The organism is Pseudomonas sp. B2021, from assembly GCF_018135665.1.
GTDB lineage: Bacteria > Pseudomonadota > Gammaproteobacteria > Pseudomonadales > Pseudomonadaceae > Aquipseudomonas > Aquipseudomonas lactis.
The window spans coordinates 2,031,973-2,044,926 of the sequence record NZ_SMOF01000001.1; the positions used below are offsets into that span (position 1 = coordinate 2,031,973).

At 59.0% G+C, this 12,954-nt stretch carries 10 protein-coding genes; 4 read left to right on the top strand and 6 right to left on the bottom strand.

Going from position 1 to position 12,954, the window contains the following annotated elements:
• Window positions 1-22: 22 nt before the first annotated feature.
• Entirely contained in the window at window positions 23-1,234 is a 1,212-nt protein-coding gene (locus E1K68_RS09245) for a pyridoxal phosphate-dependent aminotransferase (RefSeq protein ID WP_003189906.1), read from the bottom strand.
• Window positions 1,235-1,436: 202 nt separating this feature from the next.
• On the opposite strand from E1K68_RS09245, the gene msrB reads away from it, so the two are divergent.
• Window positions 1,437-1,829, top strand: a complete 393-nt coding sequence (gene msrB / locus E1K68_RS09250; protein WP_003189907.1) for a peptide-methionine (R)-S-oxide reductase MsrB — start codon at window positions 1,437-1,439, stop codon at window positions 1,827-1,829.
• Window positions 1,830-1,981: 152 nt separating this feature from the next.
• Window positions 1,982-2,467: a glutathione peroxidase gene (locus tag E1K68_RS09255; protein ID WP_014717681.1), complete on the top strand. Its 486-nt coding sequence runs from the start codon at window positions 1,982-1,984 to the stop codon at window positions 2,465-2,467.
• A 21-nt stretch (window positions 2,468-2,488) separates the two neighbouring features.
• Here E1K68_RS09255 and E1K68_RS09260 read toward each other — a convergent pair whose 3' ends face one another.
• Entirely contained in the window at window positions 2,489-4,798 is a 2,310-nt protein-coding gene (locus E1K68_RS09260) for a response regulator (protein ID WP_120247717.1), read from the bottom strand.
• 164 nt (window positions 4,799-4,962) lie between these two features.
• Here E1K68_RS09260 and E1K68_RS09265 point away from each other — a divergent pair, with 164 nt between their 5' ends.
• Both E1K68_RS09265 and E1K68_RS09270 read left to right on the top strand, forming a co-directional pair.
• Window positions 4,963-5,853, top strand: a complete 891-nt coding sequence (locus E1K68_RS09265; protein WP_212613996.1) for an ATP-binding protein — start codon at window positions 4,963-4,965, stop codon at window positions 5,851-5,853.
• Window positions 5,850-6,332: a GAF domain-containing protein gene (locus tag E1K68_RS09270; protein WP_003189914.1), complete on the top strand. Its 483-nt coding sequence runs from the start codon at window positions 5,850-5,852 to the stop codon at window positions 6,330-6,332. Before E1K68_RS09265 ends, E1K68_RS09270 begins: the two co-directional genes overlap by 4 nt.
• Window positions 6,333-6,402: 70 nt before the next feature.
• Here E1K68_RS09270 and E1K68_RS09275 read toward each other — a convergent pair whose 3' ends face one another.
• The 4 genes from E1K68_RS09275 to E1K68_RS09290 all read right to left on the bottom strand — a co-directional run bounded on the left by E1K68_RS09275 (window position 6,403) and on the right by E1K68_RS09290 (window position 12,824).
• Entirely contained in the window at window positions 6,403-10,038 is a 3,636-nt protein-coding gene (locus E1K68_RS09275; protein WP_003189916.1) for a transporter substrate-binding domain-containing protein, read from the bottom strand.
• 8 nt (window positions 10,039-10,046) lie between these two features.
• Window positions 10,047-10,673 carry a response regulator transcription factor gene (locus E1K68_RS09280; RefSeq protein WP_003189917.1) on the bottom strand — a complete coding sequence of 209 codons (627 nt, stop codon included), beginning with the start codon at window positions 10,671-10,673 and terminating at the stop codon, window positions 10,047-10,049.
• Window positions 10,674-10,922: 249 nt separating this feature from the next.
• Window positions 10,923-11,324 carry a response regulator gene (locus E1K68_RS09285; RefSeq protein ID WP_003189919.1) on the bottom strand — a complete coding sequence of 134 codons (402 nt, stop codon included), beginning with the start codon at window positions 11,322-11,324 and terminating at the stop codon, window positions 10,923-10,925.
• A gap of 168 nt (window positions 11,325-11,492) precedes the next feature.
• Window positions 11,493-12,824, bottom strand: coding sequence for a deoxyguanosinetriphosphate triphosphohydrolase (locus tag E1K68_RS09290; protein ID WP_003189920.1), 1,332 nt, complete (start codon window positions 12,822-12,824; stop codon window positions 11,493-11,495).
• Window positions 12,825-12,954 lie beyond the last annotated feature (130 nt).

Sequence of the window (12,954 nt, forward strand, 5' to 3'; positions counted from 1 at the left end):
GAGTCGTACAGCGTCAATTGCCTTACTGGCGATAGGACTTCAGGAAGTTGCCGATGCGACCAATGGCCATTTCCAGGTCATCCACGCGTGGCAAGGTCACTACGCGAAAGTGATCCGGCCACGGCCAGTTGAAGGCGGTGCCTTGCACGACCAGCAGTTTTTCTGACAGCAGCAGGTCGAGCACGAACTTCTCATCGTTGAGGATCGGGCAGACTTTCGGGTCGATCCGCGGGAATGCATAGAGCGCACCCATGGGCTTCACACAGCTCACGCCTGGAATGGCATTGAGCAATTCCCAGGTGCGGTTACGCTGCTCCAGCAAGCGGCCTTGGGGCAGGATCAGGTCATTGATGCTCTGGTAACCGCCCAGGGCGGTCTGGATCGCGTGCTGGCTTGGCACGTTGGCGCACAGGCGCATGTTGGCCAGCATATCGATGCCTTCGATGTAGCTTTGCGCGTTGTGCTTGGGCCCGGAGATGGCGATCCAGCCGGAGCGGAAACCCGCCACGCGGTAGGACTTGGACAGGCCGTTGAAGGTCAGGCACAGCAGGTCCGGGGCCAGGGAGGCGGTGCAGATATGTACGGCGTCATCGTAGAGGATCTTGTCGTAGATCTCGTCGGAGAACACCACCAGGTTGTGCTGGCGCGCCAGCTCCAGCATGCCCAGCAGCACTTCTTTGGAATAAACGGCGCCTGTCGGGTTGTTCGGGTTGATGATCACCAGGGCTTTGGTGTTGGGGGTGATCTTGGCCTTGATGTCGGCCAGGTCCGGGAACCAGTCGGCGCCTTCATCACACAGGTAATGCACCGGGTGGCCGCCCGCCAGGGTCACGGCGGCGGTCCATAGAGGGTAATCCGGGGCTGGTACCAAGACTTCATCGCCATTGTTGAGCAATGCCTGCATGGACATCACGATCAACTCGGACACGCCGTTGCCCAGGTAGATGTCCTCGATGCCGACGCCTTCGACCTGCTTCTGCTGGTAGTACTGCATCACCGCCTTGCGCGCGCTGAACAGGCCCTTGGAGTCGCTGTAACCCTGGGCGGTCGGCAGGTTGCGGATCACATCCTGGAGGATTTCGTCCGGCGCCTCGAAACCAAACGGCGCCGGGTTGCCAATGTTCAGCTTGAGGATGCGATGGCCTTCCTCTTCCAGGCGTTTGGCGTGCTTGAGCACTGGGCCGCGAATGTCGTAGCAGACGTTGGCGAGCTTGTTCGATTTGCTGACCTGCATGGCGATGTGATCCTGAAAATGAACGATCCCGACGGCGTAGGCACTACCGTAGGGTGAAGCCTGCACGGCCCGCACCCATAAATACGTTTGAATGCCGGTGGCGCGGGTGCCAGACTGGCGTTTTGAAGAGGCGCAATCATACGTGCCGCCTGATCCATGGAAAAGACACAGATCAGGGTTTTTCAGTTGCCGAGGTGTACCGATGGATAAGTTGCAGAAAACTGTAGACGAATGGAAGGCGATGCTCGATCCGGAGCAGTACAACGTGTGCCGTCTCAAGGGTACCGAGCGACCGTTCAGCGGCAAGTACAACGCCACCAAGACCGACGGCGTCTACCACTGCATCTGCTGCAACGAGCCGCTGTTCGATTCCAAGGCCAAGTTTGATTCCGGCTGCGGCTGGCCCAGCTTCTATGAGCCGATTGCCGATAGCGCAATGGTCGAGATCCGCGACGTCAGTCACGGCATGATTCGCACCGAAGTCACCTGCGCCAAATGTGATGCACACCTGGGGCATGTGTTCCCGGACGGTCCACCGCCGACGGGCCTGCGCTACTGCATCAACTCGGTATGCCTGGATCTGGTGCCGCGCTAGGCTTGCATAGCCCCCGTAGGAGCGCGCTTGCTCGCGAAAAACGTCAACGATAACGCGGGGCGCCTGAATGAACGCGGCGTCTGGGAGTTTTTCGCGAGCAAGCTCGCTCCTACACGAATAAGGTTCTTCTTTCGCTGACTTGAGGTATTGCCATGAGCGACTCCCTGCTGAGCATCCCTTGCACCACCATCAAGGGTGAACAAAAAACCTTGGCCGATTTTGCCGGCAAGGCCATTCTGGTGGTCAACACCGCCAGCAAATGCGGCTTCACCCCGCAGTACAAGGGCCTTGAGCAGCTTTGGCAGCAATACAAGGACCAGGGCCTGGTAGTGCTCGGCTTTCCCTGCAACCAGTTCGGCAAGCAGGAGCCGGGCAACGAAGGTGCGATATCCGAGTTCTGCGAGCTGAACTTCGGCGTCAGTTTTCCGCTGTTCAAGAAAATCGACGTCAATGGCAGCGATGCCCACCCGCTGTTCGTGCAGTTGAAAAAACAGGCACCGGGTCTGCTGGGCTCCAAGAACATCAAGTGGAACTTCACCAAGTTTCTCATCGGCCGTGATGGCCAGCAGGTCAAGCGTTTTGCGCCAACCACCAAGCCCCAGGACTTGACCCAGGAGATCGAAGCCCTGCTCAAATGACCTACGCGGTGCGGGTACCCGTCAGAGGCTGGTGGTCTTCGGTACCCACAGTTCCAGCAAGGCGTTGAGTTCTTCCCGTCGAAACGGCTTGGCCAGGTAGTCGTTCATACCCGCCGCCCGGCAACGCTCGCGTTCTTCGGCCATCGCATTGGCGGTCAAGGCCACGATGGGCAAGTCCGGCCAACGCCCGCTGCGGCGAATTTGTCGGCTGGCCTCATAGCCATCCATCACGGGCATGTTGCAGTCCATCAACACCATATCGAAGCGCTGGTCCTCCAGCAGCCTGAGGGCTTCGCCACCGTGGGCCGCGACGATCACCTCGCACCCGAGCTTGCTGAGCATGCCCTTGGCCACCAGTTGGTTGACCGCGTTGTCCTCCACCAACAGGATGCGCGCACGGTGCGCAAGCGGTGCGGCCTCTATCTGTACCGGGTCGAGCACCAGTTGCGCGTCGCTGCGCAGGTTGCGTTGCAAGATCTGGTACAGCGCGTTACGGCTCAACGGGCGTGCCTGTTGTTGTAGCGGCGCCAGGGCCGCGACTTCAGCGCTGGGCAAAAAGTTGCCGTAGGCGGTGACCAGCAGAATCGGCGCGCTGATGCCCGGGCGCAAGCGGAACAAGCACTCAGGGCAGTCGGTGATCAACAGGTCGGGCGCCAGCCCGCTCAAATCGTCGTCCTGGGAATAACAGCGCGGCGTCAGCCCCCAAGAGGGCAATAGCGTGGTGAGCAGCTCCGTCAGCCCGCCGCCGGCGTTGGTGATGGCGATCACCTCGCCGGTGAGCGGTGCATAGCGTGTGGCAGGCAAATGCGCCGGCAGCGGTAGATCGGCGCAGAACTGGCTGCCAAAGCCCACCTCCGAACTGATACTCAAGCGACCTTGCATCGCTTCGCACAGGTTATGGGTCAACGCCAGGCCCAATCCCGTTCCACCAAACTGGCGGGTGATGCCAGCGCCGGCCTGGGTGAACGGTTGGAAAATTTTCACCTGGGCTTCCTGGGCGATGCCAATGCCGGTGTCGCACACTTCGATGCTGACCCGGCCTTCCAAGGCGCGCAGGCGCACATCGACGCGGCCGAAGCGGGTGAACTTCAAGGCATTGGAGAGCAAGTTGCTGACGATTTGCCGCACACGGGTCGGGTCACCGATCACCTGGGCGGGAAATTGCGGGTCGATCAGGCAGGTCAGCTCCACACTCGGCGCAGCGTTTTGCGACAGCAGGTTGGCGGTGTCCTCCACCAGGGAGCCCAGGTCGAAGGGGATATGCTCCAGTTCCAACTGGCCGGCGTCGAATTTGGACAGGTCGAGAATATCGTTGAGCAACTCCACCAGCACTTTGCCTGAGTCATGGGCAATGGACAGTTGCTGGCGCTGTTCGGCGGTCAGCGGGCTGTCCAGTGACAGGGCAATCATGCCCAGCAGCCCGTTGAGTGGCGTGCGGATTTCATGGCTCATATTGGCCAGGAATGCCGCCCGCGCCTGGGCCATGCCCAGCGCCGTCATTTTCGCCGCCTCCAGCTCATCGTTGGACTGGCTCAAGCGTTGGTTGCTGGCCTTGAGTTCAAGGGTGCGCGCCGAAACGATATTCTCAAGTTGCCCCAGGTACTCCGTAAGGCGGTCTTCGGCGTGGCGCCGCTGCTGGATCTCGGTTTCCATGTTTTCGAATTGCTGGTTGGCGACGCTGACCAGCACGCCGATTTCATCGTGTTCATGCCCCGGTGGGCAATCCAGGCGCGCCTGTTTGCGTGTGCTCAGCTCGCGGATAATGCGCACCAGCGGTTGGGTGAGCATTACGTAGAACAGGCCGAGCAAAATCCCGGTGAGCAGCAGGCTGCGGGCGAAGCCGTTGAGCAGGGTGATCTCGGCGCGATGCAGGAAACGGCTGCCAAAGGCATAGGTGTCGACGTCCAGGCGCAGCACACCCAGCGAGTCGTTGGGCATATGGCTGAGAAACAGCCGGTCTTCGAACTGGCGATTGGCGCCAAACAGAAAATCGCTGACGGGCCGATAGTTGCTTTCTTTGCGCGGGCGGTTGACGTCCGCCAGCACCACCCCATTGTTGTCGATCAACTGCGCGCGGATGATGGCAGGGGAGTGCAGCAGGCCCAGGGTCAGTTCCTGGGCGAGTTCGGCATCGATGTTGTAGGCGATGCGTGACGCCGGGTTGTGGCTGATTTCAATCAGTGAGCGTATTTCACGGTTGATGGATGCGTCTTCACTGGCATAATCAATGCCGATTTGGATCAGGCTGAGCAGGGTTCCCAAGACGAAACCGACCAGCACAGTCAATCTGGCTTGTTTATAAGACAAGCGGTGGGCGAACTTGATATCCATCGAGTGTTGAACCACTTAGCGTTTCCCTTCGCCCGGCAAGCATAGCTGAACATCCACACGCTTTGGCTCGCCCGGCATGAATCGTTTTTTTGATGCAGCCCATGCAGTGTGCCGCAGGGTTGCCAATACGCCATCTTTTGCAAGAAGTTGCCAGAGGAATAGCTGTGGATTCTCGATTGAATGCCTTTCTTGAGCGCGCCGATGCGGTGCTGGCTCGCCTGGAACCGTTGTTACCCGCCCCGCGCCAAGCGATCGACTGGAGCCAATGCCTGGCCGCCCGTTGGCAGCGCGAAGGCCGCAGTGGCTTCCTGTTGCCGCTGGAAGTCAGCCTGGACATGCGCCTGTCGGACCTGATCGGTGTCGATAAACAACGCGAGCAACTGGCGCGCAACACCCAACAGTTCCTCGACGGTTTGCCCGCCAACCATGCGCTGTTATGGGGTTCGCGTGGCACCGGCAAGTCTTCCATGGTTCGTGCCTTGCTTGCCCAGCACGCCAAGGCGGGCTTGCGTCTTATCGAGATCGAGCGTGACCACCTGGCGGATCTGCCGCGGGTAGTCGAGCAACTGCTCAAGCTCCCCCAACGCTTTATTCTGTTTTGCGATGACCTGTCGTTTGAGGCCGGCGAAGGCGACTATCGCGTGCTCAAGAGCGTGCTCGATGGCTCCCTGGAACAGGCGCCGGAAAACGTGCTGCTGTATGCCACGTCCAACCGTCGCCACCTGGTGCCGGAAAACCAGAGCGACAATGACAACTGGAAGCGCGTGGATGGCGAATTGCACCCGAGCGAGGCGGTTGAAGACAAGATTGCCTTGTCGGATCGTTTTGGCCTGTGGCTGTCGTTCTACCCGTTTAGCCAGGAGCATTTCCTGGGTGTGGTGGAGCACTGGATCGGCGAGTTGGCCAGCAAGGCCGGCTTGCAGTGGCAGCGCGATGAGCAGCTTGATGTCCTCGCGGTGCGTTGGGCCACTGGGCGGGGCAACCGCAATGGCCGGTGTGCCTATCAATTCGCCCGTTACTGGGTGGGTCTTAAATTGTTGGAACGTCAACCATGATCGATTTACAACAGGCCGGCAGCGGCCTTGATGGCTATGCCATGCTGTGCGCGCAACTGGAGTCGTTGTTGGCTGATGAGCGCGATTTTATTGCCAACAGTGCGCAGTTTTCCGCGTTCCTGTTCAACCAGTTGGATGACTTGAACTGGGCGGGCTTTTACCTCAATCGCAATGAAGAGTTGGTACTGGGGCCCTTCCAGGGGCAGATCGCCTGTGTGCGCATTCCATTTGGTCGTGGCGTGTGTGGTGCGGCTGCGGCAACGCGGCAAACCCAGCGCGTGGAGGATGTGCACGCGTTCCCAGGCCATATCGCCTGTGACAGCGCTTCGAACAGTGAATTGGTAGTGCCCTTGGTCAAGGACGGTCGCCTGATTGGCGTTCTTGACCTCGACAGCCCATTGCTGGCCCGGTTCACCCCTCAGGACCAGGTGGGCATTGAGCGGCTGGCGGAGATTTTCCTGCGGTTGACCGACTGCTGAAGCGGCTGGTGCTAAGGCAGGTTGGGGTAGGGGCGCGTTTGCTCACTCCTGCCCCTACCGGCCCTGGCGATTATTGGCTTTGCAGCTCATCCAGTTGAACCTGCAGCATCTTTTCCAGTGCCTGCATGAGTTGTTCCAGGGCCTTGATACCGCTTTCGATCACGGCCCACTCCTCATTGCGAGAACAGCTTTGCTCCAAGGCTTCGCATTGCCCCGCCAATGAATGGGCTTGCACGATACGGGCTGCGCCCTTGATCTTGTGGGCTTGCTCAATAATTTCCGAGAGTGGCGCGTGTCGATCCAGCAGTTCGCTAAGGATCTGGCGGTCTTGATGGCTGCTGCTCAGTAGTTCCTCCAGCAGGCGTCTACTCAAATGGGGGTCACCTCCGGTCAACGCTTCCAGGCATTCGAGGTCCAGTCGTTGGTGCACGGCTTTAGGGACAATGTGTGCCAGTTGGCGCTCCAATACGGTGAGGCTGATGGGCTTGAACAGACAGTCATCCATGCCGGCCTGCACGCACCGTTGTCTTTCTTCTGGCTGGGCATTGGCGGTAAAGCCCAGTACCACGCAGGGCACCAATTGTTCGCGCTGCTCATACTCACGGATTGAGCGACTCAGTTCATAGCCATTCATGATGGGCATGTTGCAGTCGGCAATCACCAGGTCGAAATGCTCTTTACGCCAGGCCTGGAACCCCGCCGCACCGTGCTCGGCAGCGGTGAATTTATGCCCCAGGTAGCCCAGTTGCTGGCACATCAGCAGGCGGTTCGCCGGGTGGTCGTCTACCACCAGTACGTTAAGCACCAGTGCGGTGGCCGGCGTTTGCGGCGTGTGTTCACCCTCCGCCTGGATCGCTTGCAGGCGAGGCATGCTGAGGTTGACGTGCACCTGGGTGCCTACCATGGGCACGCTGCTCAGGCTCAATTGGCCGCCCATCATCGCGCACAGGCTGCGGCAGATCACCAGCCCCAGGCCCGCGCCACTGCGGGCCAGTTGCCCGGAGTTGTCCGCTTGGGCAAAGGGTTCGAACAGGCGCAGTTGGTCTTCCCGGCTGATGCCGATGCCGGTGTCTTCCACCACCAGTCTCAGCTCGATCTGCTCCGGGGCCTGGGTAGGCTGCAGCTCAACCTTGATCTTGACCTGCCCCTGTTCGGTGAACTTGATCGCGTTGCTGACAAGGTTCGATAGCACCTGCTTGAAGCGCAGTGGGTCTATCAGCACCTCGATATCGTTCAGATCGGGTTTGAACTCCAGCAGCAGGCTGAGGGTTTTCTGCCGTGCCAGCCCGTCGAAGACGCGCACCACTGATTCAATCACCTCCCGCAGGTTGACGCGCTCCGGCGCTAGGCTGAGGCGGCCGGACTCGATACGCGCGATGTCGAGAATGTCACCGATCAGCTCCAGCAGGTCTCTGGCCGAGTTGTACGCCACCTCGATCGCCGGACGGTCAAGGTGCCCTTGGTCGGCGCGCTTGAGCGTCAGTTCGAGCATGCCGATCACGGCGTTCATCGGGGTGCGAATCTCGTGGCTCATGGTGGCCAGGAACGTGCTCTTGGCGCGGTTGGCCTCGTCGGCACGCTCCTTGGCTGCGCGTAGTTCATCGAATAGCTGGCGTCGGTCACTGATATCGATCCAGCCACCGATGATGCCTTGGACTTCACCCGTGGAGTCGCGGTAGGGCAGGATCCAATGGTAGATGGTCAGTTTCCTGTCGTGGATATGCAGGCTGCGATCGAGGATCAGCGGGTTGCCCTCGGCGACTACGCGCAGGTAGTCAGCATGATACTGGGCTGCTTCCGACGCCAGGGCCATGGTCATCTGGGTCACGCTTTTGCCGATCACCTCTTCGCGCTTGACATCGAACACCTGCAGGTAGCTGTCGTTACAGGTCTGCAACAGCCCATTGCGGTCGCGCACGTAGATCGGATGCGGCGTCTCATTGACCAGTGCGCGCATGAACTCGAACTGATCGTTGAGGGCGCGTTCGGCCATTTTTCGATGCTTGATCTGGCGACGCATGTAGGCATTCCAGGCCAGGGAAATCAATAGCAACAGCCCGGTGCCGATGATGATGCGCGCGATCAATTGATGGTAGTTACGCCAGTAGCTGTCGGACGCGGCGGTATAGCCACGCCAGCGGCTGTTGATCACACCCATTTCATCCGGGGCAATGCTGAGCAGGGCCTTGTCGAGGATAGAGCTCAACTCCGTGGCTTGACGCGAGGTGGCCAGGGTGAAGGTCGCAGGGGTCGTGCCGATGCTGGCACTGATTTGCAGGCGGTCCTGGAAAACCTGGGAAGACAGGAAGTAGTTGGCGATCACCAGGGTATTCACGGCCCCGTCCACTTGTCCCTGTGCGAGCAACTCAGATGCTCTGAATGTATCACTGGTTTCCACCAGGTGAATCTCAGGAAAGTCCTTGCCCAAAGTTGCGGCCAAGGGGTTGCCCTGGGTTATAGCCAGACGCTTTCCTGCCATTTGCTCCATGTTCGTGGGCGCCCCTGGCTCTTTGCGCGTCAGCAGCACATAGGAGTTTTCCAGGTAAGGACGGCTGAAATTAAGCTGTGAGTCTCGTTCGTTGCTTGGAACGATGGCCCCGATCATATCGATTTTCTGAGCCGCGACCTGATCGATCATCGCGTTGACGTCGCGCCCGCGCTGCACCGAAAAACGCAGGCCGGTGCGCAGGCGAATCAACTCCAGCAGATCGGCGGTGATCCCGCGAAAATTACCGTCCGCATCGAAGAACGTCAGGGGCGCGAAGGTTTCGTTGACGATCACCGTGACCACCGGGTGATCTTTGAGCCAACGCTCTTCGCGCTGGGTCAGTTGCAGTTTCTGGTCGGTCAGCAGGATGTCGCTGCCGGCGCTCCAGCGCTTGGCAATGCTGTCCCTTTCGTTGATGGGCACCGAGGCCAGGGCTGAATCGACAATGCTGAGGAGCATCCGGTTGTCCTGGCGTGTGGCAAAACTGAAACCATAAGCTTCATGCTTGCCGAAGTTGGCCATGCGAATGTTTTTGAGATAGCCCTTGTTGATCATGTAATGGGTGGAAATGGTGTCACCGAGAAACACATCCGCCTGGTCGAAGGCCACTGCATTCAAGGCATTTTGATAAGACGGGTAGGCGCGGATGATCGCCTTGGGGTACAGCTTTTCCACCTCATTGAGCGGCAGGTAGTGATAGACAAGGCTCAGGCGCAGCCCGTCGAGGCCTTCGCTGAGGCTGCGGGTTTCTCCCTCGCGCGTGACCAGCACCGGCTGGTCCACGGCATAGGGTTCGGAGAGGATAAGGTTCGGCGTTGCAGCTTCAAACCCGTTGGAGGAGCCCAGCAGGTCAATTTCCCCGGCTTCCAGGGCACGAATGGCCGCCGCTCGGGAGGGGTAGCGCATCACAGTGATGGGCAGGGAGAGTGCCTTGGCCAGCAGTCCTGCATAGTCGGCGGTAAGGCCTTCGTAATCATGGCCGCTGGAAGTGAGGTCGAAGGGCGGGTAGTCGGGCGTGGATGTCCCCAGCGTTAGTTCACGTTTGTTCTGCAGCCACTGGCGCTGGGCCTTGTCAAAATGAGTGTCCAGTTGAACAGCTCCCGCGCGACTCAAGAGGGTGAAGCGTTCCGGGCTGGTTTGGTGCTCAGCGAGCACAGTCGTGCTGAAGTACAAACCGGCACTTAGTATTATTAGATAGTCCTTTATACGCCTGGGCATCCGCTTTCTCACACTAGCGCGTTTCGTTTTGCCATCTCGATGAGGTCAACCAAGGATTTGGCTTGAAGTTTTTGCATGAGTCTCTTTTTATAAGTGCTGACGGTCTTGTTACTTAAGAACATGCCTTTGGCGATTTCCTTGTTAGTGCGGCCCTGTGCAAACAGTTGCAGGACCATCAGTTCCCGGTCGTTGACGGTCTTGAACAGCTCCAGCTCTTGAGCATCCATGCCTTCGGTTCCGGGGCCATTCAAGGCCTGGCTGGGGAAGTAGTTGTAGCCGGACAGCACCGCGCGAATGGCACTCAGCAACTCGCTCAGGTCACCCTCCTTGCACACGTAGCCTTCCGCCCCCGAGCGCATGCAGCGCGTGGCAAACAGCGTGGGGCATTGGGCCGTGAGCACCAGGGTTTTCATGGAGGTGTTCATGGCGTTGAACCGGCAGAGCACCTCAAGGCCATCAAGTTTCGGGATGCTGATGTCGAGAATCACCAGGTCTGGAAGGCATTCACGGACCATCTGTATGGCATCGCACCCGTTATCTGTTTCGCCGACGACTTTGTAACCTTCGTGCTCCAGCAACATTCGAATGGCAAGCCGGATAACGGGGTGGTCATCGATAATAAAAACTGTGTTCATAGTCACTTTCCATGCAGGTGCAGATAAAGCGGGCACATTAGCTCAGAAGGTGAGTGCGCAGTATGAAGCTCGCACGGAGTAGATGCAGAACAGGAAAGTTCCTACATTTAAAAAGGTATCGGCCTACAAGTTGTTAGGTAATCGTGACAGCGCATGTGAGCGTTTTGAGGATGAGCCAGACAAGAAAGGAGGCTTGGAGATTTACGGCGGACCCCGAATCGTTTTTCGTTGTAGGGGATGTTTAAAATCCTACAGGAGCGGGTTAAAAGTTGAGCGGACTAATCGCTCAAGTTCATCTTTGTTCAGAGGTTTTGATAAGTAGCCAAGGAGGGGCAGACTTCGTTGTGCGGCTTGTATCGTCAGGTTAACCAATTCCGAGGTGGGTAAACCGCTTAACAAGATAGCGCTGGTGATGAAGCGCCGGCGGCTGGCGATTTCCACCAATTCAAGCCCGGGCAGGTCGGGCAGGCATTGGTCGCATAACATCAGGTCGAAAGGGTGTTCGGACTGACTCATCACGCGTATGGCTTGCTCGGCGTTTTCCACCGGGGTCAGTTGATCGAAGCCGAAGCTTCTGAGCAGGCACTGGGTGGCCATGAGTTGAAAGGGGTGATCCTCCACCAAAACAATACGAAGAGAATAGCTGGGCATAAAGAGCACACAGTAAGGCAAGCGTCGATGGGGGCAGTAGGAATTACTCGGCGGGTCCGTTGGGGGCGCGCGTGATTATTCTTCGTGCGCCTGTACGAATTCGATCAGGCCGCTCTGTTCCCATCGTAGGGCAATTCGCTTCAGGGAACAGGCAGCTGGATGGAGTCGTTATTGAGGGCTGGAGCGCCCAGTCATTTCCCGTGCCATTTCGGTGGCGTAGCTGTCGGTCATACCGGCGATGAAGTCGATCATGCGCAGGAAAGAGGCGTGCAGCGGCCAGGCGGGGTCCGGCGCGCTATTGCCCAGCAAATCGAGAATGCGCCGGTTCTTGAACGACGGCGTGCGCCCGCCATGTTGCTCCAGGGCCGCGCCGCAAAAGGCATTCAGCAGAATTTCCAGGGTGGTGTAGGCCCCGATCTCATGCAATGTCTTGCGCTTGTCCTGGAAGATCTTCTTGCGCGCCATGTCCTTGGCATCCAGCACGCAGCGCTTTGCCGGGCCGTGCATGTGCTCCACCAAGTCACCGGGCAGCGTGCCGGCCAACAGGGCGTCCTGCTGTTCGACAAACGCCTGCGCCGCCGCATTGGTCAGGTGCTCGATGGCTTTGCCGCGCAGGATCGCCAGCTTGCGGCGACGTGAGTCCATTGGGCCCAGTTGGCGATAGGTTTGCGGCAGGTCATCGCCGACCAGGTTCAGCAGCAGCGACTCGACTTCGGCGTACTGCAGAAGCTCCATTTCCAGGCCGTCTTCCAAGTCGATCAGCGCATAGCAGATATCGTCGGCGGCCTCCATCAGGTAGACGAGCGGGTGACGTGCCCAGCGTTGCTCCTCCAACTGGGGCAGGCCAAGCTTGTGGGCGATCTGCTCAAGAATCGGCAGCTCGCTCTGATAACAGCCGAACTTGTGTTTCTTGTAGCCCAGCGAGTCGGCGTGGCGGGCGGTCCAGGGGTATTTGAGGTAAGTGCCCAACGTGGCGTAGGTCAGCCGCGTGCCGCCGTCGAACTGATGGTATTCAAGTTGGGTGAGTACCCGAAAGCCCTGGGCATTGCCTTCGAAGTTCAGGAAGTCATTGCGTTCCGCGCCGCTCATGTCATCCAGCCAGCCGCGCCCGGCGGCCTGTTGGAACCAGTGGCGAATGGCGTCTTCGCCAGAATGCCCGAATGGCGGGTTGCCGATGTCATGGGCCAGGCAGGCCGATTGCACCACCATGCCCAGGTCGCTCGGGTCGCACCAGTCGGGCAGGGCGCTGCGCAGGGTTTCGCCCACGCGCATGCCGAGTGAACGCCCCACGCAGCTGACTTCCAGGGAGTGGGTCAAGCGTGTATGGATATGGTCGTTACTCGAAACCGGATGCACTTGGGTCTTGCGGCCCAGGCGCCGGAACGCGCCGGAGAAAATAATGCGGTCGTGATCTTTGTGGAAGGGGCTGCGGCCCAGTTCTTCAGGGCTGTGCAGGGGTTTTCCAAGACGTTCGCGGGTCAGCAGGGTGGGCCAATCCAAGGCGCAGGTTCTCCGTAACGTGAATGACAGTTCCAGCTTCCCGCTTCGGCTTTTGTGATGCAAGCGAATCCAGCGGTAAGCCGAGTCGATATCAATTAACAGCCAGCGCAAAAAACCGCAATGACCAGCA

Coding starts and splice junctions, on each gene's coding strand:
- E1K68_RS09245 (WP_003189906.1), bottom strand. CDS start 1,234: ATGCAGGTCAGCAAATCGAACAAGCTCGCCAACGTCTGCTACGACATT.
- E1K68_RS09260 (WP_120247717.1), bottom strand. CDS start 4,798: ATGGATATCAAGTTCGCCCACCGCTTGTCTTATAAACAAGCCAGATTG.
- E1K68_RS09255 (WP_014717681.1), top strand. CDS start 1,982: ATGAGCGACTCCCTGCTGAGCATCCCTTGCACCACCATCAAGGGTGAA.
- E1K68_RS09285 (WP_003189919.1), bottom strand. CDS start 11,324: ATGCCCAGCTATTCTCTTCGTATTGTTTTGGTGGAGGATCACCCCTTT.
- E1K68_RS09275 (WP_003189916.1), bottom strand. CDS start 10,038: ATGCCCAGGCGTATAAAGGACTATCTAATAATACTAAGTGCCGGTTTG.
- E1K68_RS09280 (WP_003189917.1), bottom strand. CDS start 10,673: ATGAACACAGTTTTTATTATCGATGACCACCCCGTTATCCGGCTTGCC.
- msrB (WP_003189907.1), top strand. CDS start 1,437: ATGGATAAGTTGCAGAAAACTGTAGACGAATGGAAGGCGATGCTCGAT.
- E1K68_RS09270 (WP_003189914.1), top strand. CDS start 5,850: ATGATCGATTTACAACAGGCCGGCAGCGGCCTTGATGGCTATGCCATG.